Consider the following 23,485-nt stretch of genomic DNA (forward strand, 5'->3'; position numbering starts at 1 on the left):
AAGTAGTTCCAGGAGATACCATGGTTTTTAAAATTGAATTAATTTCACCTATCAGAAGAGGAATTGTTCACATGCAGGGATATGGATATGTCGGAGACAGCGTTGTGGTAGAAGCAGAACTGATGGCTCAGGTGGCAAAAAATAAACCTGAATAAATGATTCATCAGCTGGCTGCCGTAGATAAGCGTGCAAAAATTAGTAAAAATGTTACCATAGAACCGTTTACAACGATTGCAGGTGATGTTAAGATTGGCGAAGGTACCTGGATCGGTTCTAATGTAACCATTATGGATGGAGCCAGAATCGGAAAAAATTGTAGAATATTTCCAGGAACGGTTATTTCTGCAATTCCACAAGATTTGAAATTTGACGGTGAAGATACCCAGGTGATCATCGGTGATGGAACAACGATAAGAGAATGTGTTACCGTAAACCGCGGAACGAAGGCACTTGGTTATACTAAGATTGGCAAGGAATGTCTTATAATGGCAACCTCGCATATTGCACATGACTGTATTATCGGTGATCATGTGATCATCGTTAATGGTTGCGGTATCGCAGGTCATGTTGAAATTGGCGATTACACCGTAATGGGTGGACTTTCCGCCGTACATCAGTTTGGTAAGATTGGCAAACATGTCATGATTTCGGACGGAACGTTAGTGAGAAAAGATATTCCACCATATGTAAAAGTAGCTCGTGAAACGATGACTTATGCAGGAATTAATTCTGTAGGTCTTAGAAGAAGAGGCTTTACCAACGATAAAATCTTTGAAATTCAGAAAATTTATCGCGCCGTTTTCCAAATGAAAATGAATGTTTCCCAAGCAGCTATTTATATTGAAAAAGAAATGTTGCCCACCGCTGAACGCGACGAGATCTTAGAGTTTATGAGAAACTCGCCAAGAGGAATTGTAAAAGGTTACGGAACAGGTAAAGAATAAATAAAATAACTCAATTAAGTTTTAACTAGCAACTATCAAAATAAATGGCAACAAGCAACGATATTAAAAAAGGAATGTGCATCGAATTTAGCAATGACATCTTTAAAGTTATTGAATTTATGCACGTCAAACCCGGTAAAGGTCCAGCTTTCGTGAGAACGAAAATGAAATCAGTAACCAACGGTAAAGTTTTAGACAACACCTTTTCTGCAGGTCACAAAATCGATGAGGTAAAAGTGATCACGAGAAAATTCCAGTATTTATACGAAGATGATAACGGATATCACTTTATGAATAATGATGATTTCTCCCAAATCTATCTTGACAAAGACATGATCGAAAATGCTCAATTTATGAAAGCAGGTGAAGAAGTAACGATTATCTTGAAAGATGCAGATGAATCCCCTTTATCGGCAGAAATTCCACCGACGGTTTATTTAGAAGTTACGGAAGCAGATCCAGGAGTAAAAGGAAATACAGCAACCAATGCACTTAAGAATGCCATCGTAGAAACAGGAGCCAGAGTAATGGTGCCATTGTTCATCGAAGCTGGTGATAAAATTAAAGTAAATACCGAAGACGGATCTTACTTAGAAAGAGTAAAATAATTAGAACAGTAGATTGATGATTTTTACAAAACCACAAACCCTTAAATCCATTTCAGAAATTATTGGTGCTAAAATGATTGGCGACGAAAATTTTCCGATCCTGGGAACCAATGAAATTCATCGGGTAAAAAGTGGTGAGATCGTTTTTGTAAATCATCCAAAATATTACGACAAAGCACTTCATTCGGAGGCTACCATTATTCTCATCGATAAAGAAGTTGATTGTCCTTCCGGAAAAGCATTGCTCGTTTCCGATGATCCTTTCCGTGATTTTAATAAGATCAATACGCACTTTACAAAAATTACCAACTTTGGCGAAACGCTTCACGAATTAGAAGTAGGAGAGCGAACGCAAATTCATTCTTCCGTAGTCATTGGTAATAATGTGAAAATCGGAAATGATTGTGTCATATTCCCCAATGTAGTGATCGGCGACCGAACTGAAATCGGGGACAACGTCATCATTCAGTCCAACACTGTTTTGGGTGGAGACGCTTTCTATTACAGAAAATTAGACGGGAATTTTGACCGTTTAATTTCAGTCGGAAATGTCATCATCGAAAATAATGTACAGATCGGAAACGGATGTACCATCGATCGTGGAGTGACAGATTCCACCATCATTGGCGAAGGTTCTGTTTTAGATAATCAAATCCAGATCGGTCATGATACCGTTGTCGGGAAAAGATGCCTGATTGCTTCCCAGACCGGGATCGCAGGTTGTTGCAACATCGAAGATGAAGTGACGATTTGGGGACAGGTCGGAATGGCATCGGGTGTCCGCATTGAAAGTGGAACCGTTCTGCTCGCAAAATGTGGAGCTAACAGAGATTTGAAAAAAGGAGTTTATTTTGGTCAGCTCGCAGAAGAATTCAAACAATATTTAAGAAAAGAGGTGAAACTTAAGAATATGAAATAAGGTCTTGGTTGCCTTTCAATTCAAATATTATTAAGTAATTTTGTCCTCATTAACATCGAATAATAAATTTAAATTAATAAAAAATGTCAGTATTAGTAAACAAAGATTCTAAAGTAATCGTACAAGGATTTACCGGAAATGAAGGAACTTTCCACGCAGGTCAAATGATCGAATACGGAACAAACGTCGTAGGTGGTGTTACTCCAGGAAAAGGAGGTTCTGAGCATTTAGGAAAACCAGTATTTAATACGGTTGCCGATGCAGTAGAAAAAGCTGGAGCTAACGTAAGTATCATTTTTGTACCACCAGCATTTGCTGCTGATGCAATTATGGAAGCTGCTGAAGCAGGAATCAAAGTAATCGTTTGTATTACTGAGGGAATCCCAGTGGAAGATATGGTGAAAGTGAAAGCTTACCTTGCTGACAAAGATAGCAGATTGATCGGCCCAAACTGCCCAGGAATTATTACTTCTGATGAAGCGAAAATCGGTATTATGCCAGGTTTCGTTTTCAAAAAAGGAAAGGTAGGAATCGTTTCTAAATCAGGAACTTTAACTTACGAAGCTGCTGACCAGGTAGTAAAAGCAGGTTACGGTGTTTCTACCGCGATCGGAATCGGTGGTGATCCAATTATCGGAACAACTACTAAAGAAGCATTGGAATTGTTCATCAACGATCTAGAAACTGAAGCTGTTGTTATGATCGGTGAAATCGGTGGTAACTTAGAAGCTGAAGCTGCAAGATGGTATAAAGAAAGCGGTTCTAAAAAACCAGTGGTTGGTTTCATCGCAGGACAAACTGCTCCAAAAGGGAGAACAATGGGTCATGCTGGTGCAATCGTTGGTGGTGATGAAGATACTGCTCAGGCGAAAATGGCAATTATGAGAGAAAACGGAATCAACGTAGTAGATTCGCCAGCAGAGATTGGTGCTACCGTTGCCAAAGTTTTAGGATAAAACACAAAAAACACAAATGGCTATGAAAAAATTAATTTTAACTTCAGCACTTTTGGCTACTGTTCTCGTTTCGGCACAGATCGATTTCAGCAGTACGAGATACGGAGTTACTGCAGGAGCAACTTACTCTCGTGTGAGTAATGCACATAATCCTTCAGGACCCAGGATTTCTGTTTATGGAGGAGCGCTTGCATTAATTCCTGTTGATAGCAATGATCAGTTTTATATTCAACCACAAATTGAGTATTTAGGTGCTGGTGAAACTGGAAAAGATAAAAATGCAAAAGGTACTCCTGGTTACGACGCAGTTTATGCTAATAACTACCTGAGTGTACCGATTTATTTTAAAGGGTTTTTCTCAGAAGCAGAATCAGAATTTTTTGCAATGGCTGGACCTCGATTTAGTTTTTTGATTGACCAGAAAGTTACAAATCCCAGCAAAGATTATTATGATGTAGATGAAGTAGCTGCATTTCCAGGTCTTGACGGTAAAGCAAGTAGCTTTAACTTTGGGTTAGGATTTGGAGTTGGCTTTTCTTATAAAAGACAAGTCGAAATTGCTCTTAGGTATGACTTAGGATTAACCGATACTTACAAAGGCTTAAAAAATGAAGGAGGAGGTGATCCAAATACGGTCAAAAATAAATCTGAACAAATTGTTAGTGTTGGCTTAAGTTATATTTTTCAATAACGGACTTTTCAATAATAAAAAAATTCCATCAATTCATTTTGATGGAATTTTTTTTGCTTTTTTCTCTTAAAAATTGAGATTTAATTTTAAAAATTATTACCGTCAAAATATTAATAATTTTTAAGTAAGATGAAGCCGGTATATCTTTTATGTTTTTCAGCTGAGTAGATACTGTACCAATAGGTTCCGGTTGGTAATGGTCTGCCTACAGCATCGCGCCCGTCCCATTTGAATTTGTCCGTCACTATACTTTGATGAACTGAGGTACCGTACCTATTTACAATGTTTATTTTAAAATCAGAATTTTTAAAGACTGTATTTTTTAATTCAAAAAAATCATTGATGCCATCACTATTGGGACTTATGACATTGTTGATTGAGATAGATTTTACTATTTTTTGGCTGATACATTTTTTATTATTGATAGCAAATACTGATATTTCCCCCAAAGGAACGCTGTCAAATCTAGGATTCTGCTGAATTACATTATCTACCATATAAGTAAAAGGATGATCGGTACCACTTGCCTCAACCAAGATATATTCCTGATTGGTCGTTACATTATTGATGAAAATTTCTGACTGTACGGTACTAAATTCTTTCTCCGTTGAGCAGCCTGTAAATTGATCAGTGACGATCACTTTATAAAGTCCAGGCAGAGCTAAGGATAGGCTGGACTTATCATTTAACTGTGGGCGACCCTCGTGAAACCATTTAAAAGTGTAAGTGTCGGCCGAAAGTTGTGTATCCACTATTGTCGTACCATACGCTCCATTATAACAGAGGATATTCTTTTTCAAGCTCGACACGGGGAGCAGGGTTGATGACTAAATCAATCGATACTATTTTTGTTTCGCCGGTGTAAATATTTTCTGACCGTAGATAAATAGTTTGTTTAAATGGAGTCCTGTTTTGATAAGGAAATGTAATTACATTAACGTTATTTTGAGCATCCTCATACGATTCAAATAGATCTTCCTGTAATTTAATTGCTTCGTGTTTTCCGGCTGCACCCCACCACGCTGCATTTGGGAAGATTCGTGGATTTGTTAAAATTGTTTTTGTGCTTAAGTTCTTTGGATTAATCTCATACAACTCTGCATAAGTGACGCCATACAGTTTACCATACTCAGAAGCTAAACCCCACGTATCATCTCTTATCGCCCCTAGATTTACGTGTGAAATATAATTGAAATTATCATCAACCGTAACTTCAAACAAATCGTTTAATCCGCCAAAACGGTTATAAGCCCACGAAATGTACATTTTATCGTCCACCATTACAAAGTCGCCAGAGGGAAATCCACTTCCGAAGTCATGCCAGGGAATAAAATTATCAAAATCATTAGCAGATGCCCGACTTACCAGGCTGGTGCCATCGCTTTTGTATAGATTGTCGAGTCTGTCAAAGGAGAGCGCTTGTATATCGTGATCCGCAACGGTGCTCATCGCCGTTTTTTCACAACTTACTGAATCTACTTTATAAATGATTCTTGCCGCATTGGTCACGAACATTTCTTTTTTAGAATTTACAGCTATTTCAAAAAAGGTGGGTTCAGTGACTGTTGCTGCACAAACAAACTCGATGGAGGGAGTTGTAGATTCTAGATTTTTTACTTTAAGAATCCCACCACGGTTAACTGTAATATATATTTCTGCTTCCTCTTGATAATCAAATTGATAAAGTTTTACGATTTTTTCTCTATCAGATATTGAAAAATTATAAATTCCGTCATCATCGCTGTCGCAGACTGTATAAGTAAGTTGTGAATAAATTAAATTGAAAAGAAAAAAGCAAATGCTAAAAATAATTTTCCGCATGAATTGAAAGCCTGATTTGATGATCTATTTTATTTTTACTGCACTTTAAATTTTCGCTCTCTGATTAAATCCGCGATCGCCAACATATCTTCACCGATCAATCGGTCATTTTCTAATTTTGCTACTTTAGTTCGGATTAATGCGTAAGCACTTTCAACATAGTTTGAACATTTCGCTGGACGTCTAAATTCTAATCCTTGGGCACCAAACATAAGTTCCACCGAAAGAATATTTTCTAAATTCCCTAAAACCTGATTAAATTTTCTACCAGAAATACTTCCCATCGAAACATGATCTTCCTGTCCTAAACTCGTCGGAATCGAATCTGCAGAAGCAGGGAAACATAACGTTTTATTTTCCGTAACCAAAGCTGCAGAAGTATATTGAGGGATCATAAAGCCAGAATTTAATCCAGAGCTTTCCGTCAATAATCTTGGTAACCCATATTTTCCTTCTAATAAAAGATAACTTCTTCGGTCAGAGATATTGCCCAGTTCTGCTACGGCTAAAGTGGCATAATCTAAAGGCAAAGCCAATAACTGTCCATGGAAATTTCCGCCAGAAATTGATTCTTCAGCACTTAACACGATTGGATTATCGGTGACAGAATTCAATTCAGTTTCGGTCAAATGTTTCAAATGTTCGTACGCATTTCTGCTTGCTCCATGAACCTGCGGAACACAACGCATCGAATACGGATCCTGAACACGGTCACAGAATTCATGACTTTTTAAATTATCAGAATCATTGAGAAACTTCCGCATTCTCGAGGCTACTTTTCGGCTGCCATCAAAAGGGCGAATATCATGAAGTTCTTTCTTAAACGGACTGGCTGAACCGCGATAGGCCTCTAAACTCACCGCGGCAGTCAGATCTGCGAGATCCAGGAGGTATTTAAATTTATTTAAACCCAGAATCGAGTGCGCTAAAATAAACTGCGTTCCATTAATTAAACCTAAACCTTCTTTCGGGCCGAGTTGTAAAGGCGCAAGTCCGTGCTTTTTTAAAACTTTCGCCGTTTCCTGAATTTCATTTTTTTGCCAAACTTTACCTAAACCCAATAGTGGTAAAACCAGATGAGCCAATGGAGCCAGATCACCCGAAGCACCCACAGAACCTTGTTCGGGCACTACAGGAATAATATCTTTTTCCAGCATAACCGCCAATCTTTCAATCACTTCCAGCGAAACTCCTGAAAATCCTTTTGATAAAGCGTGAATTTTAGCGATCATCATCACTCTAGAATAATCCTTTGAAATCGGTTTCCCAACTCCAACAGCGTGAGAAATAATTAAATTATGCTGAAGTAAAGCGGTTTCTGCTTCTGAAATTTTCACATCGCACAGTGGTCCAAATCCAGTGTTGATTCCGTAAACCGTTCGGTCGGAAGCAACGATTTGTTGCACATTTTTCTGAGATCTCAGAATCTTTTGTTTTGCTTCTTTGTTAAGTTTTGCATTTTTGGGATTTTTCAAAATCGCCATGATATCTTTGATCGTAAAAGTATCGACTCCGTAAATTTTCATTGAAAAGAATTTTTTTAAAATTACGGCTTTTTAAGAGGTTGTCCAAAAGGATGTTTTTCTTTTTTATTTACTGATAAAAGTCATATAAAAAAGAAAGAGTTTATGATTATTATCCTATACATAATTAAAAAGTTAATTATAATTTTGAAAGTTATTTAATTATAAAAAGACTTTAAACAATATGAATAATAAAATACCAGCACACAATTTCCACATTCCGGTAATGGGATTGGCGTATACGATCGACAGTCCGATCAGAGTTGCTCAATATGGAATTTCCTCCGTGATTTCCATTATCGATGATGAGATTATCGAGAAGATGAATAGTCTCTATCATAAACGAAATAATTTAAGTTACACTGAAATCTCTAATAAAATTGAAGATTACCGGGCAAAACGAATTACTGCCTACCTCGACATGGTGCACGACGTGGTAAATGTGAAATTTGAAAACTTCAAGCAGGAGCTAAGCAAAAGCAAAGAGGCATTGAGTGAATACATTGAAATGCTTCCCGGTAAATCAGATCTTAAAAAAGGTCTGGAAAACCTGGTCGAACAAAAAGAGAACTTCACTGAAAACGTTCGAAATTTTTTAGAAAATCATCTTTCTCCCGGAAGTATTGACGTGAATGTCATGACTAAAGTAGATAAAGATAATTTCGTAAAAGGCGAACAACTGCCCGTGATGTTTAATGACGCACACGTTTCTCTGAGAGGATTTGCCAATAGCAAACTGTCTTCTTCTATCGTACTTTCTGCTGGAATGAATCCGAGATTGTACAGTTATTTCGAGTCTTTTCCAGATTTTTTTCCCAATGAAAAGGGAGAATTAAAAAAGAAAATTATTTTGAAAGTAAGTGATTTTCGGTCTGCAATGATTCAGGGGAATTTCTTAGCAAAGAAAGGACTTTGGGTTTCTGAATACCGGGTAGAATCTGGCTTAAACTGTGGAGGACACGCTTTTGCAACTGATGGTCTATTGCTCGGTCCAATTATGGAGGAATTCAAACAAAAGAAAAACGACCTCATTGCGTCTGCACATGAATTAATGGTGAACGCTTTGACTCAAAAAGGAATTCCTGTTCCTGTACAACCTTTAGAAATGAAAATCACCGTTCAGGGTGGCGTAGGAACCGCAGAAGAACACGAGTTTTTACTGGAGAATTATAAAGTCGACAGTATTGGTTGGGGTTCGCCTTTTTTACTGGTTCCAGAAGCGACTTCTGTAGATAAAGAAACGCGTGATTTATTGTCAAAATCAAAAGAAGAAGATTTCTATCTGAGCAACATTTCACCTCTTGGAATTCCGTTCAATACCGTCAAAGGTAGTACGAATGAGTTTTTCAAACAGGAAAAAATCAATAAAGAAAAAGCCGGAAGTTCTTGTCCGAAAAAGTATTTGGCTTTGAGTAAAGAGTTTGGTCCCGAAGGAATCTGCACGGCATCCCGAAAATATCAAACGGTAAAGCTGAAAGATTTAGAAGAAGTGAAAGAGGATATTACCTTGAAAGAATACGATAAAAGGAAAACGAAAATTACCGAAAAATCTTGCCTTTGCGTTGGATTGGTCAACTCTTCTTATCTGGAAAGTGAAATACCAATTAAAGGGGAAAAGCAAGGAGTAGTAGTTTGTCCAGGTCCTAATTTAGCCTATTTCGATAAAGAAGTTTCTCTTTCTGACATGGTGAAACATATTTACGGAAATGAAAACGTCATGCATGAACTGAACCGTCCGAATATTTTTGTGAATGAGTTGAAAATGTATGTAGAATATTTGAAAAACGAGATCGACGAATTCTCTGAAAGTTTCACCAATGCTCAAACTAAAAAATGGAAAACCTTTAAAAATAATTTGATTGAAGGCGTAAATTATTACGAGCAATTGTTTACAGAAACTTCTTTTTTTAAGAATAATGTGAAGGTGGTTCAAGTTCAATTGGCAGATTACAAAAACAAAATAAACTGTATTGAAATTCCTGAAAATGTAAAAGCATAAAAGTCTAAAAATTTCTTTGCGGACATTGCATTAGAAATTTCTAGTATTTTATTTGCATTGAAGACCTTATATTAAACCAGTCTGTCAATTTTGGCAGACTGGTTTAATTTTTAGCAGTCCTTTTTTACAAAGCAAATCCGTATTTTTGTATCATGAATGCTGACCTCGAACTTCAACTGAAAACTTTGCCAACCGATCCGGGAGTTTATCGATACTATGATAAAAACGGAAATCTACTCTACGTTGGTAAAGCCAAGAATTTGAAGAACAGAGTACTTTCCTATTTTAACAAAAACCAGGCGGGTTATCGAACCCGAATCATGGTCAGTAAAATTTTCCGACTAGAAACTACCGTTGTAAATAGTGAATACGACGCACTTTTGCTGGAGAACAATTTAATTAAGGAGCATCAGCCATTTTACAATGTCATGCTCAAAGATGACAAAACCTATCCGTGGATCTGTATTAAAAATGAAGATTTCCCGCGTGTTTTTTTAACAAGAACCAAGATAAAAGACGGTTCGGAATATTTCGGTCCTTATGCCAAAGTTCGACCAGCTAAGGTTTTATTGGATACCATCAAACATCTTTATAAGATCAGAACTTGTAATCTGAATCTTTCGCCGAAAAAAATTGCAGAAGGAAAATATAAAGTTTGCTTGGAATATCATATTAAAAATTGTGAAGGTCCGTGTGAAATGCTGGAAATGAAAGAAAGTTATGATCGAAAGATCGACGCAATCCGTGGAATTGTAAAAGGAGATTTCCGAACTGCTAAAGAATATTTGATCAATCAAATGACGGCTTTTGCACAAAATTTAGAATTTGAAAATGCACAGGCGATTAAGGAGCGAATCGATTTACTCGAAGATTATCAGCACAAACATACCGTCGTAAATCCGAATATTGATGATGTGGATGTTTTCGGGATGACGAGTGATGAAACTGCGGCGTACATTAATTACTTTAAAATTCAGAATGGAAATATTATTCAGAGTTTTACCACAGAAATTAAAAAGATTTTGGAAGAATCCGATGAAGATATTCTGGAAGAAGCCATGATTGAAATTCGTCAGAAATTTAATTCTGAATCGAAAGAAATTCTAATTCCTTTTCATTTAACCTTAGAAATTCCTAATGTAAAATTGATCGTTCCCAAAGTCGGCGACAAAAAACGAATCATCGAACTTTCTGAAAAAAACGCCAAAGAATACCGTGTTGAAAAATTGAAACAGGTTCAGATTGTTGATCCCGAAAGACATACGAACCGGATCATGGCAGAAATGCAGAAATTGCTGCGAATGCCAACCGAACCAAGACATATCGAAGGTTTTGACAACTCCAATATTCAGGGAACAAATCCTGTTTCGGCTTGTGTCGTTTTTAAAGATGGTAAACCCAGCAAAGCTGATTACCGGATTTTCCATCCCAAAACCGTTGTTGGTCCTGATGACTATAAAACGATGGAAGAAGTGATCTACCGCCGCTACAAAAGGTTGTTGGACGAAGGTGATGATTTGCCGCAATTGATCCTGATCGATGGTGGAAAAGGTCAATTATCTTCTGCCGTAAAGAGTTTAAAGTTGCTCGGTTTGTACGGAAAAATTACCATTATCGGAATTGCAAAAAGACTCGAAGAAATTTACTTTCCCGAAGATTCGATTCCGTTATATCTTGATAAAAAGTCAGAGACGCTAAAAATCCTGCAAAGAGTTCGGGATGAATCGCACCGTTTTGGCGTGAAACATCACCGTGCCCGCAGAACAAATTCTACCATAAAATCTGAACTCGACGGAATTCCAGGAGTCGGAGAGAAGACCGTAGAGTTGTTGCTTCAAAAACTAAAATCAGTAAAGCGGGTTAAAGAATCGAATTTAGAAACTTTAGAAGAGATTTTAGGTAAGTCTAAAGGAAAAGTGGTTTGGGAATATTTTAATCCGAACTAAAATTTACCTAATGGTAAAAATTTCCTTTCTAAAGCTTCCGTCAGAATCAGCTAATTCGACTACAATGTTTCCATCTTCCAGATAACCCAAAGTTGAAGTTCCATCATCGAGTTTAACTCTATAAACCTCTTTTTTCGTAGAAGGTTTAAAAGTCGCGTAAGGAACTGAATTATTCGGATTGACTAAAATAAATTCCCCATTAGTCAGAAAAATTTTGGTCAATGTTAAAGAGCCGTTGCTATAAACTTCTGCTTTTTGACTGGCCGTTGCTTCTGTCTTTGGCGCCGGAACGATCTGAGCTTTTTTAGTTTCCGCTACAACAGGTGAATCCTTTTTTAAAATTTCTACTTGATTTGGTGTTTCTTCTTTTTTAAGGGTAATTGATTTTTCAACAGGTGCTGATACTGGAATTTTTTTACCTGCAACTTCTAAAGCTTCCTGCATACCAGGTTCAAATTCTTTTATAGAAGAGATGCCATCCACTGAGCCAATCGTTTTATTGTCGCAATTTTTGAACTCAACTTTAAGTTTATTTTTAAACATATTACTGGTGTTCAATAAATCAGCGGTAAGAATCTGACACGGGTTTTGCAATAATTCTGCCGGCCAATTTTCTTTACTTTCCGTAATTACGGTAAATTTTTTCTGTTTCAATTTCAATTGAAGCAGATCATTTAAACCATATTTATTAACATCTTGGTCATTAAATTTTTCTGGAATATAAATATATTGATAATCCGAAACTTGCTGTCCATAGAAGAACGTGATTAAAAGTAAAGTCGAAATTTGCAGGATTTTTTTCATGAATTTAATTTGAAGTGAAGTTATGAAATTTTCTAAATAATTTTTTCTAAATAATTTGAATTGATTTTTTGTTTTCTCAGAACTGATGTCGTTAATTTTCATCGTTTTTTAGGACTAAAAAATCTATTTTTGCAAACCATGGCTAAGAGAACTGTTAAAAGAAAAACGACCCGAAAAATTCACAAGAAACGCAAGAGACATTTTCTGTTGCGACGTGAGATTTTATTGCTGTTTTTAGCGCTGGCTTTATTCGGAACCGGCTTTTATTTAAAGCAGAAAATCTCTTTTTATTACGCAATGTATTTCAATAAGTTCGACCACAAGAAATTATCGAATTCTGAAAAAGAAGAGAATAGAATTAACCGCATCATTGGTGATTATGCCGATAAAACTTTTGGGATCGATGTATCTCATTATCAAAGAAAAGAAGACATTACCTGGGATAGTTTAAGCGTTGGAAACCGTGCTATTCCGATAGAATTTGTAGTCCTTCGGGCAACGATGGGGAATAAATCTTCAGATAAACATTTTGATGAATTCTGGACTTTGGCCAAAAAGCACGACTTAGTTCGCGGCGCCTATCATTTTTACAGAGCCGACGAAGATCCAGTAATGCAAGCCAATAATTTCCTCGCTAATGTGAAATTAGAAGCTGGAGATTTGCCGCCAATTTTAGATATTGAAAAAATACCGAGAAGAAAATCAACGAAAAAACTCGTAGAAGATTTAAAGATCTGGTGTCGGATCGTGGAAGAAGCGTACGGCGTAAAACCGATTATCTACAGCTATTATCACTACCACAAAGATTTTCTGAAAGGGGAGTTTGATGATTATCCACTATGGTTGGCCAACTATAATAATGTTCCGCAACCTACGCCCGACAGCGAGTGGAAAATCTGGCAATTCACGGAGAACGGAATCGTTTACGGAATCAACACCAAAGTAGATTTGAATGTTTATAACGGAAATCTTTGGTCGCTGAAAAGATTGACTTTAGACTAATAAAAAAAGGATGCTCACAGGCATCCTTTTTTATATTTAGAGAAACTGTTTATTTAACTTTATCCAATAAAGCTTGGGTTTCGGCATATTCCTCACCTTCTTTCTTCGCTAATTCAATTGCTTTCGTTGCCCAAATTTTAGCGTTTGCTTTATCTCCCAATTTAAAATAAAGATTTGCAACCGTATCGGTATTGGCATAAGCTGCATCTAAATTCACCGATTGTTTTGCCCAAAGTAAAGCACGATCTAAATTTACTTTCTCCGTAGCGTTTTCAAAAAAGTTCCATGAAATAGAGTTTAATTCTTCTGAGGTAAATTCAGGAGAACTCCCATCTTTATAGTATTCCATCGATAATCTTTGGTATTCATTTTTGTCTTTATTTAAAGCCGCAACTCTAATTTTAGATTTTAATAACAAAGTACTCACTTCTTTTTCTGACTTGGTTTTGCTCGCTTCAGCGACATATTTTTTCTCATCAAAAGATTTTGTTTTCTTGTCATAAGCACTATTGAATAAAGAATTCAATTGAAAGGTATTCAGCGTCTTGTTATAATTTTCTTCGGGCATCACTTTCAACATTTCATCTTTACGAGAAATAAATTCTCCATAAAGAGGCGAGTTGCTGTCTTTGGTCAGTGAGAACAAAAAAGAAAAATCTTCCTGACTTAACGGCTCTTCTTTTTTACCAGCGAAATATTTTGCCGCCGCGGTTGTCGCTAATTCTGGATCTGCGAACGCAAATATTTTAATAAAACTTTTTAAAAATTCAGGATCTTTATTTCCCGCTTCGAATTTAGTTTTAAGCGCTCCCATTTGTTTTGCCGGATCTATCGCATCTTTCCCAACTTCAATAAATTCTGGTGCATCATAATAAGAAGTCACGCGGTGAATTAATTCTCCGTCACCATTGATGAAGAGATAAGTTGGATAGGCGCGAACATTGTATTTTTTCGCCAAGTCGATCCCTTCGCCTTTTTCCATATCAATTTTAGAATTGATGAAATTAGCATTATAAAATTCGCCTACTTTCTCCTGCGGGAAAACGTTTTTCGCCATCATTTTGCAAGGTCCGCACCAAGTTGTATAGGCATCTAAGAATAATAATCTGTTCTCTTTCTTAGCCAATGCCAGTAGATCTTTGAATGATTTGTTTTCTTCAAATTTCATTCCCTGAGCAAAGGTGAGGACACTAAAAAAGACCAGTAGCAACAATGATATTTTTTTCATTTTTTTTAAATTTATTAGGACGCTAATCTAATCATTTCTTTAAAAAACCGAATCACGATTGGTATTTATTTTATGAATCATGATGATTCTGCCATTAGATTTAACTTTTCCGTGGTTAAAATAGGAGTGAAAGTATTTTGCTTTTTTTAACTCCATCTAACTTTTAATGTCTAAAATGCACTCATTTAATTTCCGTACTTTTGCACCTTCAAAAACCATACAGTCCAATTATACAATGAATTACATTTCAGCTGAAAATCTTACCAAATCTTACGGAGTAAAAACGCTCTTCAGAGATATTACTTTTCATATTAATGAAGGCGATAAAATAGCCATCGTTGCTAAAAACGGTTCTGGAAAATCGACATTACTCAAAATTTTAATGGGGAATGAAATCGCTGATTCTGGAACGGTAACCATTAATAAAGATATCCAGGTTGTTTTATTTGATCAGGAAATTGATTTTGAAGGGGAGTTGAATGTAGAGGAATTTATGATGACTTTAGATTCTGCACCTATTATGGCGTTGAAAAATTATCATCATGCTTTGATTTCTGAGAATCCAGATGATATGGATAAGGCGCTGAATGAAATGGAAATTCACGAAGCCTGGGATTTGGAAAATGAAATGAGTCAGATATTAAGTCAGTTAAAAATTACGGACTTAACTTCGAAAATGAAAACGCTTTCCGGTGGTCAAATAAAAAGAGTTGCTCTGGCAAAACTTTTGGTAGAAACGCGTGCACAACACCGTCATACTTTGTTGATCATGGATGAGCCGACTAACCACCTTGATGTGGATATGGTTGAATGGCTGGAAAATTATCTCTCCAAAGCGATGGTAACTTTGCTTTTGGTAACTCACGATAGGTATTTCCTGGATGCCGTTTGTGATATTATTTGGGAAATTGAAGATTTCAATCTGTACTTCCACAATGGTAGTTATGGAACTTATTTGGAAAATAAAATTATCCGCGAGGACAATATGAATTCTACGATTGACAAAGCGCAAAATCTTTACCGTAAGGAATTGGAGTGGATGCGTCGTCAACCGAAAGCAAGAACTACGAAATCGAAATCGCGACAGGATGATTTTTACGAAACCGAGAAAGTAGCAAAAACAGATACCAGAAAAGAAAAACTGGAACTTGATTTTGAAATGAAACGTTTGGGTTCCAAGATTTTGGAATTACATGATATCAGTAAAAGTTTCGGCGAGAAATTATTATTGAAAGATTTTTCATATCAGTTTCAACGTGGTGAAAAAGTCGGGATCGTTGGAAAAAATGGAGCTGGGAAATCGACGCTTTTAAATATTATTCAAGGTTTTGAGCCTTATGATTCTGGTTCTATAGAAACTGGTGAAACCATTAAATTCGGTTACTTCGCCCAAAAAGGATTAAAGTACAAAGAAGATCAGCGAGTAATCGACTTTATCAAAGATATATCAGAAAACTTCCCATTAGCAAATGGAAGAACAATTTCTGCTTCTCAGTTTTTACGTTTGTTCTTATTCGATGATCAAACTCAATATTCGCCAATTTCGAAATTGTCTGGTGGTGAAAAGAGACGTTTGCATTTGATGCACGTTTTGTATCAAAACCCGAACTTCTTGATTTTTGATGAGCCGACCAATGATTTGGATTTACCAACACTAACGGTTTTAGAAAATTTCCTGTTACAATTCCAGGGAAGTTTAATTATCGTTTCTCACGATAGATATTTCATGGATCGTATTGTAGATCACGTCTTGGCTTTTGAAGGTGACGGAGTTATTAAAGATTTCGTGGGTAATTTCTCAGAATACCGTGAAAAGAAATCTCAGGAGAAAAACGAAAAGGTTACCGCCGCAGTTGTGGCAACTCCTAAAAAAGAGGAAGCCGTTCAGCAAACTTCAACTCCAGTAGCTCCCGTTAAAAAATTATCGTTTAAAGAACAAAAGGAATTGAATGACATCGATAAAGAAATGCCGAAGTTAGAAAAACAGAGAGCTGAAATTTTAGCGAAACTGAATAACGAAACGGATTACGGTAAAATCGCAGAATTTTCTACCACTTTAGAAAATATCGCTGAAAAACTGCAGGAGCTTGAGATGCGGTGGTTAGAACTTCAGGATTAATTTGGTTAAACGAATTTAATATAAAATGAGAACGGATTTTTGTCCGTTCTTTTTTTGTGCTGATAGAAGAATATGTTTATTGGAGAATCTGCTATTTTTAACTAAAATCTAAAATGCTTTTGCGTTCTTTGTGTCCAAATAATTTTGACATGAACAACGACCAAAAACTGGAAGCGAAATACGGACTCTTCACTGCCATATCAATGGTGATCGGCCAGGTAATTGGCTCCGGTATTTTCTTCAAAGTTGATGATGTTCTGTTAGCAACTCAAGGAAATGTTTTAGCTGGACTTTTAGGCTTTTTAATTGTTGGTGTCAGCGTGGTCTTTGCCGGAATTTCGATGGCGAACTATGCAGAATTGCTACCTCGAGATGGTGGGATTCTGAGTTACGTTAATTACAGATTTGGCGAAACTGCAAGTTATTTTGTGGGCTGGATGTACATGAGTTTGTTTTATCCTTCGCTTACCGCCGTTTTATTTACGGTTTCGGGAATTTACATTGCGCATTTAATTTCAGAGTTCATCAACTTTGTGCCGACGCCGTTACATTATGCGTTAATCGGTTTTGTGAATTTAGTGATCTTCTTACTCGTCAATATTTTTCGACCGAAAAGTAGTGGAATTTTTCAGCAGATGACTACGGTTTTGAAAGTTTTACCTTTAATATTTATCGCGTCTCTGGGGATTTTAACTTTATTTAAAGGAGATGTGAGTAACGTGAATACATTTACACAAGTTGGAAATGGTTTGCAGAATCAATCTTTCATTCTTTTGATCGCGGCGAGTTTTATTCCGATTTCATTTGCCTTTGATGGTTGGTATATCGCGACTCAAATTTCGGGAGAGATTAAAAACTCAAGTAAAAATCTGCCGAAAGCTTTAATTATAGGAACCATTTCCGTGATGGTTATTTATATCGCTTATTATTTAGGAATTGTTTTTCGGATGAGTGGAAGCGAAATTATTCAGTTAAAAGATACCTACATCACTGAGTTTGCAAGGAAAGCAGCTTCGAATTCTGGTGCGATTTTAATGCAGCTTTTTATTATTATTTCGGTTTTAGGAACTTCTAACGGCTTATTGTTGGCCACCATCCGCGTTCCTTTCCAGTTTTCTAATTTAGAAAAGTCAAAGAATATTCTGAACTTAAATAAGGTCGACGAAAAAACCAAAATGCCGGTCAATAGTGCGATTTTCGGAACTTTAATAATCGTTTTTTATCTTTTCATTTATTATATTAATAATACGCATCCGTATTTTACCGAGAGCAATTTCGATCTTTCTGCGATTCCTATTATTTTTATTTATTTGGTTAATGGTGCATTATTTTTTGGGCTATTTCAACTGTTTCGTAAAAAATCTTTTGCTCGAAATTCCGTTTTAAAGAAAATAATGACTGTAATCGCTGTTTTAGGAAATGCGATCGTACTGTTCGGAACGGCAACTGCACCGAATGGATTAACCTATTTCATCATTAATATTCTTTTCCTACTTGCCGGATTCTTGTTAATGAAAAAAAACTGACAAATATCAGTCTTCTCTAACTTCTCTATTTTTCAATGAATTAAACAACTGTTTTAAAGTTTATTTAGAATAATTACAAATAGCCTTGTCTAGTATAAAATCATTTTTTACTTTTGCATCGTTATTTTAATTCAGTCTAAATAAAAACGTCCTATGAAAAAACAGATCATTTTACTTGGCGCTTTAGTTATTGTCTCTTCCGCAAATGCGCAGATGCAATATCAATCAGAAAGCGACACTCTCAAAATTCAGCAAATTGAAGATATTAATCTTCACAAAACAGGTAATCCAAACAAAGCAAGGTCAATGTCGTCTAAATCAAATTTGACGATTATGGAAAATCCGCAGCCAGTTGCAATTGTTACGCATGAAATTATTGAGCAGCAGCAATCAAAACAATTGAGTGATGTTCTTCAAAATGTAAATGGACTTTATATTACTTCTTCCAGAGGAAATTCTCAAGACAGTTTCGGTGGTAGAGGTTTTAACTTTGGAAACGATAACATCTTCAAAAACGGAGCGAGAGTAAACAGCGGTGTTTTCCCGGAAGTTTCTGGTTTGGAAAGAGTAGAAGTATTAAAAGGTGGAAACGCCATGTTATACGGAAACGTAGCTGCAGGCGGTGTTGTTAATTTAATTACCAAGAAACCAAGATTTGATTTCGGTGGAAGTGTAGGATTAAGCGGTGGAAGCTGGAATTCTTACAAGCCAACTGTAGATTTTTATGGTCCTTTAACAGAGAAAATTGCCTTTAGAGTAAATGGTGCTTATGAAACTGCTGATAGTTTCAGAGATGTTGTTTCTTCTTCAAAATATTATTTCAATCCTTCGATCTTATTTAACATCGGCGAGAATTCTCAGTTGATTGTTGAAGCAGATTATTTGAAAAATGAATTCACACCAGATTTCGGTATTGGGTCTATTACCAATAAAGATGGTTCTTATGAAATGAATGGCTTGTTATCAAGAAAAGATTTCGTTGGTGCAGACTGGCAGTTTCAAAATGTAGAACAGGCAACAACTGGAATTACTTTTAACCATCAGTTTAATGATGTTTGGACTTTAAACGCCATAGCTTCTTATCAGAATTATACCAAAGATTATTTTTCTTCAGAGAGAGTAGAGTGGGGTTATGCAACACCAGATGCGACAAGGCTATCTTGGAAAAGACCAATAAACAGAACGTATGCTGAACAAAATTACACTTCATTGCAGGTTAATTTGAATGGTGAATTTAAAACCGGAAACGTTAATCATAAGATCTTAGTAGGTACTGATGGTGATTACGGGACGAATGATTCTTACGCATACGATCTTTCTCAAAAACAATACGGAACTAATGGCAGTACCAATGGAACAATCTATTTAGATGATCCCGAAACTTGGGCTTCGGGAGCAATACCAGATGCTGTCAGAAAAGATAGAAACAGAATTCCGACCCAAAGATTTGGAGTTTATGCACAGGATTATATTGAACTTTCAGATAAATTTAAAGTATTGGCTGGGTTAAGATGGTCTTATATTGAAAATAAAAATTCTGAGCGATTAAATTTTGCAGACGGTAAAATCACCGAGGGTCAAGGAACTGTAGATAGAGCTTTTTCGCCAAAAGGAGGTTTGGTGTATATGCCGAATGATCATTTATCACTTTTCGCAACGTATACCAACTCATTCTCGGCAAATACGGGTGAAGATGCAGTGACAGGTTTGGCTTTAAAACCTTCATTAATTGATCAGTTCGAAGTTGGGATGAAACATAATTTCTGGAATAATGCAGTAGCACTGAATTTATCAGTTTATCAAATTGAAAACAGAAACTTTTATCAAACGGCTGAAATGAAAGACGGACTTCCAAACAGTAATTCTACTTACAAAGAATTCGCTGGAAAAATGAGAAGCCAAGGTGTTGAATTAGACATCACCGGAAATCCTTATCCGAATTTATCGATCATCGCCGGAGCATCTTATAACCACTCTGTTTATTTAGATACGCCTGAAGATTTTGGATATGTTGAAAATCAAAGATTGGTAAGAACGCCTGCTACTACAGCAAATGCCTCTGTTTTCTATACGTTCACTGATTATGTGAAAGGTCTTAAATTAGGAGCAAGTGTCTACTACATTGGAGATCGAATCGCAGGTTGGAATGATACCAAGAAAACCTTAGTGGACAGAAATGGTGTTTCCCGATTTTTAGAAGTTGGAGACTATATGACCGCATCATTATCTGTTGGATATGATTGGAAAAAATTCTCTGTCATGGGAAAAGTGGGGAATTTATTCGATACTGTAGATTACAACTACCACGAGAATTACTCGGTCAATCCAATTACGCCAAGGAATTTCTATATGACCCTAACGTATAAATTGTAAAAAAAACTTTTCATATCATTTAAATTTCATAATAATAGTGGTGGAAATCTCGGTTTCCACTACTGTTATTTTCAGTAAGAAAACAAAAACAAAAAAACAGAAAACGATGGCAGCAATTAAAGACACCAAGTCATTCATGCGAATCACGCACAGGTATTTAGGATATTTCGCCGCGGGAATAATGGTGGTTTACTCATTGAGTGGAGTATTATTGATTTACCGCGACACCAATTTCTTAAAAAAGGAAAATAAAACAGAGATCGTATTGAAACCCAATATGACCGAAAAAGAACTGGCGAAAGAAATTAAAATGAGGAATGTTGAATTTGAACCTGGTGAAGGGGATTTGAAAACTTTTAAAGATGGAACTTATAACTTAAAAACGGGTGAAGCAAAATATTCTAAAATGCAGTTGCCTTTTGTTTTGGAAAAATTTAATCAATTACATAAATCGACTTCCACTCACCGTTATGCCTCTTTGAATACGGTTTTCGGATTCGTCCTGTTTTTCTTTGTCATCTCTTCTTTTTGGATGTTTAATTTTAAATCAAAAGCTTTCCGCCGTGGAATGATTTACGCAGGAATCGGATTTATCGTAGCCGTGATCATGGTATTCTTTCAGTAAAAAATTCAAAGAGATAAGATCTGATGTTTTTAAACTTTGAAAATTCTATCTTTGAAAGATGAGGTTTTCTACACAACGACTGGTTTTAAGAACAATCACCGAACACGATGCAGCTGAGATTTTAGGGATTAGAAGTAATGTAGAGATCAATCAGTTTCTTCATAGAAATCCACCTCAAAATTCTTTCGAAGCTTTAGGTTTTATTTTAGGTATTAAAAAGAAAACGATCAATAAGGAAATTCTGTTTTTTGGAATTTCTTCTCAAAATCATCCCCAATTATTGGGGACGATTTGTTTGTGGAAATTCTCAGAAGACCGAACTACTGCGGAATTAGGATATGAGCTTTTGCCGGCATATCATGGAAAAGGAATTATGTCAGAAGCGGTTCAGTTTGTTTTAAATTATGGTTTCAAAAATTTGAACTTAAAAAAAATAGAGGCGTTTACCAATAAAAATAATTTGAGCTCCATTAAATTACTGGAGAAATCAAAGTTTATCTTAAACGAAAACCGAACCGACGAAGAGTTTCCAGAAAATCTTATTTTTGAACTAAATGAATCTTAAATAACCGCACATCAGCACATTAACTCATCATCAAATGAATTGGACTGAAATTCTCGCCCCAATAAAAAACACAGCATACTTCGAAAATCTTTGGCAAAAAGTCAACGAAGCCTACGATGCTGAAAAGTGTTTTCCACCCAAGGAACAGATTTTTCGTGCTTTGGATCTAACTTCTTTTGAAGATGTTAAAGTGGTGATTATTGGGCAAGATCCTTATCATAACGATGATCAGGCAAATGGTTTATGTTTTTCAGTTTCTGAAAAAGTAAAAACGCCGCCGTCGCTCAAAAATATTTTTACAGAGTTAAAAGAAGATTTAGGAATCGACCGCACCAAGAAAGAACTCGACGATTGGGCAGAACAAGGCGTTCTGCTTTTGAATGCCACCCTAACAGTACAAGCTCATTCGCCGAACTCCCATAAAGATTTGGGTTGGGAACAATTCACCAATTTTATTATCAAAGAAATTTCCGATAGAAAGGAAAATGTAGTCTTCGTTTTATGGGGCGCTTTTGCACAAAAAAAAGAGGAACTGATTAATTCCTCTAAACATTTTATTGTAAAATCTGCTCACCCTTCGCCATTTTCAGTCTATCGTGGTTTCTATCGAAGCAAGCCTTTTTCCAAGATTAACGATTATTTAAAATCGAAAAATAAAGAATCTATTTCGTGGTAGTTCCGCCGCGCTCAGTAGGAGAAGGTGAACCGCTGTCTTTCTCAAATTTAAGTGCGATCTGGTAACTTCCTTTTAAAGATTTAAAACCTTTCGCAGAAGTCGTTTCTGGAGTTACCTCTTCCAAAGTTATTTTATATCCATTGAATTTCTCCGTATTTGCATATCCTTTACTGGCATCATTCGAGGTACTTAATTGAACGGTTACCGGTCTTGTATAAGTTCCCATAAACTCAACTTCCGCAGTGGCATTTCCTGCCCAGATGCATTGTACATCTTTTGGACACCGGCTGTCTTCCACCATTCTTTTGAAGGTGACGTTCATTTCGTACTCTTTCAGAAATTTATTTTCTCCTTCTTTTAAATAAATCATTCCTTTTTTATTAGAGAGTGTTTGCTTCTCTGTTACCTTTTCCGAAATCTTCACCTCTGTTTTCTCAACTGGTAACTCAGTCGAAGTTTTAGGAGTAGATTGTTGAGGAGTAGTAGGAGCTTCAGACTTGGTGATCACTTCCGTTTTTTGTGATGCTTTTGTTTGTTCTGCGTTTGCTGCATTTTGATTTTTACATGTTGCCAAAGTGAAAATCGTGAGCGAGGTTAATAAGGTTCTGTAAATCATGGGTTTAAATTTTAAAACATATCGATTAAAACTACCAAAAACATTGCCAATCCCACGATGAAATTGAATCCTGTTCCGTAGAGAAAACCAATAAAGGCTCCTTTAGTTGAATTCCAGGCTTTCTTTTTGTCGGAAGCATCATGCAATAATTCACCAATGAAAACGCCTAAAAACATCCCGATCAAGAAGCCAAAAGGAATGGGAATAAAAAGCAATCCGGCTATTGTTCCGACCACTGATCCTACGCTTCCCCAACGTGTGCCGCCATATTTACGGTTCGTTCGGGCGGGAATAACATAATTTAAAACGACTGACATAACGGTCAGAAAAACAAAGATCCAAACATAAATCATCGATAAGGGTGCATCGGTGCCGAATTTGTAAATCAGGACTCCTGCCAGACTTAATAATAAACCAGGTAAAACCGGTAGAAAAGTTCCGATCATTCCCAGAACTAATAATATGATACAAACGATCTGAATTAAAGTGGTGTCCATGGTTGCTAAATTTTGTTAAATGTACTTATTAATCTGCTAAAGACAAA

21 protein-coding genes and 1 pseudogene are annotated in these 23,485 nt (G+C 36.3%); 15 read left to right on the plus strand and 7 right to left on the minus strand.

Going from position 1 to position 23,485, the window contains the following annotated elements; genetic code table 11:
- From ACEYOS_RS04730 to ACEYOS_RS04755, 6 genes and pseudogenes are all read left to right on the plus strand, one after another.
- Window positions 1-155, plus strand: a pseudogene (locus ACEYOS_RS04730) (UDP-3-O-[3-hydroxymyristoyl] N-acetylglucosamine deacetylase); the annotation flags it as partial.
- Window positions 156-944 carry an acyl-ACP--UDP-N-acetylglucosamine O-acyltransferase gene (gene lpxA, locus ACEYOS_RS04735; RefSeq protein WP_373797526.1) on the plus strand — a complete coding sequence of 263 codons (789 nt, stop codon included), beginning with the start codon at window positions 156-158 and terminating at the stop codon, window positions 942-944.
- Window positions 945-988: 44 nt separating this feature from the next.
- Window positions 989-1,552, plus strand: coding sequence for an elongation factor P (gene efp / locus ACEYOS_RS04740; protein WP_373708706.1), 564 nt, complete (start codon window positions 989-991; stop codon window positions 1,550-1,552).
- Between the two features lie 16 nt (window positions 1,553-1,568).
- Window positions 1,569-2,471, plus strand: a complete 903-nt coding sequence (locus ACEYOS_RS04745; RefSeq protein WP_373797527.1) for an LpxD N-terminal domain-containing protein — start codon at window positions 1,569-1,571, stop codon at window positions 2,469-2,471.
- Between the two features lie 83 nt (window positions 2,472-2,554).
- On the plus strand, window positions 2,555-3,427 hold the full coding sequence (gene sucD / locus ACEYOS_RS04750; RefSeq protein WP_373739042.1) for a succinate--CoA ligase subunit alpha: 873 nt from the start codon (window positions 2,555-2,557) through the stop codon (window positions 3,425-3,427).
- A gap of 22 nt (window positions 3,428-3,449) precedes the next feature.
- Window positions 3,450-4,118: a porin family protein gene (locus ACEYOS_RS04755; protein WP_373739041.1), complete on the plus strand. Its 669-nt coding sequence runs from the start codon at window positions 3,450-3,452 to the stop codon at window positions 4,116-4,118.
- Window positions 4,119-4,228: 110 nt separating this feature from the next.
- Here the strand turns inward: ACEYOS_RS04755 and ACEYOS_RS04760 are convergent, their stop codons facing one another.
- The 3 genes from ACEYOS_RS04760 to hutH are packed head-to-tail and all read right to left on the minus strand — an operon-like array spanning window position 4,229 to window position 7,465.
- On the minus strand, window positions 4,229-4,870 hold the full coding sequence (locus tag ACEYOS_RS04760; RefSeq protein ID WP_373797528.1) for a gliding motility-associated C-terminal domain-containing protein: 642 nt from the start codon (window positions 4,868-4,870) through the stop codon (window positions 4,229-4,231).
- A 22-nt stretch (window positions 4,871-4,892) separates the two neighbouring features.
- Window positions 4,893-5,939 (minus strand): hypothetical protein, encoded by a 1,047-nt coding sequence (locus ACEYOS_RS04765; protein WP_373781376.1) that lies wholly within the window; start codon window positions 5,937-5,939, stop codon window positions 4,893-4,895.
- A gap of 35 nt (window positions 5,940-5,974) precedes the next feature.
- Window positions 5,975-7,465, minus strand: coding sequence for a histidine ammonia-lyase (hutH, locus tag ACEYOS_RS04770; RefSeq protein ID WP_373707877.1), 1,491 nt, complete (start codon window positions 7,463-7,465; stop codon window positions 5,975-5,977).
- Between the two features lie 181 nt (window positions 7,466-7,646).
- On the opposite strand from hutH, the gene ACEYOS_RS04775 reads away from it, so the two are divergent.
- Together ACEYOS_RS04775 and uvrC are read left to right on the plus strand one after the other, a co-directional pair.
- Window positions 7,647-9,461, plus strand: a complete 1,815-nt coding sequence (locus tag ACEYOS_RS04775) for a hypothetical protein (protein ID WP_373707876.1) — start codon at window positions 7,647-7,649, stop codon at window positions 9,459-9,461.
- 152 nt (window positions 9,462-9,613) lie between these two features.
- The gene (uvrC, locus tag ACEYOS_RS04780) at window positions 9,614-11,407 is read left to right on the plus strand and encodes an excinuclease ABC subunit UvrC (RefSeq protein WP_373707875.1); all 1,794 of its coding nucleotides are present in this window, start codon (window positions 9,614-9,616) and stop codon (window positions 11,405-11,407) included.
- A gap of 3 nt (window positions 11,408-11,410) precedes the next feature.
- On the opposite strand, the gene ACEYOS_RS04785 is transcribed toward uvrC, so the two are convergent.
- Window positions 11,411-12,211: a hypothetical protein gene (locus tag ACEYOS_RS04785; RefSeq protein ID WP_373707874.1), complete on the minus strand. Its 801-nt coding sequence runs from the start codon at window positions 12,209-12,211 to the stop codon at window positions 11,411-11,413.
- A gap of 138 nt (window positions 12,212-12,349) precedes the next feature.
- Here ACEYOS_RS04785 and ACEYOS_RS04790 point away from each other — a divergent pair, with 138 nt between their 5' ends.
- Entirely contained in the window at window positions 12,350-13,213 is an 864-nt protein-coding gene (locus ACEYOS_RS04790; protein WP_373707873.1) for a glycoside hydrolase family 25 protein, read from the plus strand.
- A gap of 49 nt (window positions 13,214-13,262) precedes the next feature.
- Here the strand turns inward: ACEYOS_RS04790 and ACEYOS_RS04795 are convergent, their stop codons facing one another.
- On the minus strand, window positions 13,263-14,441 hold the full coding sequence (locus ACEYOS_RS04795; protein WP_373707872.1) for a thioredoxin family protein: 1,179 nt from the start codon (window positions 14,439-14,441) through the stop codon (window positions 13,263-13,265).
- A gap of 235 nt (window positions 14,442-14,676) precedes the next feature.
- On the opposite strand from ACEYOS_RS04795, the gene ACEYOS_RS04800 reads away from it, so the two are divergent.
- The 6 genes from ACEYOS_RS04800 (at window position 14,677) to ACEYOS_RS04825 (ending at window position 22,325) form a co-directional block, all read left to right on the plus strand.
- Window positions 14,677-16,560 carry an ABC-F family ATP-binding cassette domain-containing protein gene (locus ACEYOS_RS04800; RefSeq protein ID WP_373707871.1) on the plus strand — a complete coding sequence of 628 codons (1,884 nt, stop codon included), beginning with the start codon at window positions 14,677-14,679 and terminating at the stop codon, window positions 16,558-16,560.
- Window positions 16,561-16,709: 149 nt separating this feature from the next.
- Window positions 16,710-18,086, plus strand: coding sequence for an APC family permease (locus tag ACEYOS_RS04805; RefSeq protein ID WP_373707870.1), 1,377 nt, complete (start codon window positions 16,710-16,712; stop codon window positions 18,084-18,086).
- 153 nt (window positions 18,087-18,239) lie between these two features.
- The gene (locus ACEYOS_RS04810) at window positions 18,240-20,459 is read left to right on the plus strand and encodes a TonB-dependent siderophore receptor (protein WP_373707869.1); all 2,220 of its coding nucleotides are present in this window, start codon (window positions 18,240-18,242) and stop codon (window positions 20,457-20,459) included.
- Between the two features lie 106 nt (window positions 20,460-20,565).
- Window positions 20,566-21,084 carry a hypothetical protein gene (locus ACEYOS_RS04815; protein ID WP_373707868.1) on the plus strand — a complete coding sequence of 173 codons (519 nt, stop codon included), beginning with the start codon at window positions 20,566-20,568 and terminating at the stop codon, window positions 21,082-21,084.
- Window positions 21,085-21,142: 58 nt separating this feature from the next.
- The gene (locus ACEYOS_RS04820) at window positions 21,143-21,649 is read left to right on the plus strand and encodes a GNAT family N-acetyltransferase (protein WP_373707867.1); all 507 of its coding nucleotides are present in this window, start codon (window positions 21,143-21,145) and stop codon (window positions 21,647-21,649) included.
- A gap of 34 nt (window positions 21,650-21,683) precedes the next feature.
- Window positions 21,684-22,325 carry a uracil-DNA glycosylase gene (locus ACEYOS_RS04825; RefSeq protein ID WP_373707866.1) on the plus strand — a complete coding sequence of 214 codons (642 nt, stop codon included), beginning with the start codon at window positions 21,684-21,686 and terminating at the stop codon, window positions 22,323-22,325.
- Here ACEYOS_RS04825 and ACEYOS_RS04830 read toward each other — a convergent pair.
- Together ACEYOS_RS04830 and ACEYOS_RS04835 are read right to left on the minus strand one after the other, a co-directional pair.
- On the minus strand, window positions 22,312-22,941 hold the full coding sequence (locus ACEYOS_RS04830; protein ID WP_373707865.1) for a hypothetical protein: 630 nt from the start codon (window positions 22,939-22,941) through the stop codon (window positions 22,312-22,314). The two genes, ACEYOS_RS04825 and ACEYOS_RS04830, sit on opposite strands and share 14 nt — an antisense overlap.
- 11 nt (window positions 22,942-22,952) lie before the next feature.
- Window positions 22,953-23,438, minus strand: a complete 486-nt coding sequence (locus ACEYOS_RS04835) for a DUF456 domain-containing protein (RefSeq protein ID WP_373707864.1) — start codon at window positions 23,436-23,438, stop codon at window positions 22,953-22,955.
- Window positions 23,439-23,485 lie beyond the last annotated feature (47 nt).

Source organism: Kaistella sp., from assembly GCF_041824135.1.
GTDB lineage: Bacteria > Bacteroidota > Bacteroidia > Flavobacteriales > Weeksellaceae > Kaistella.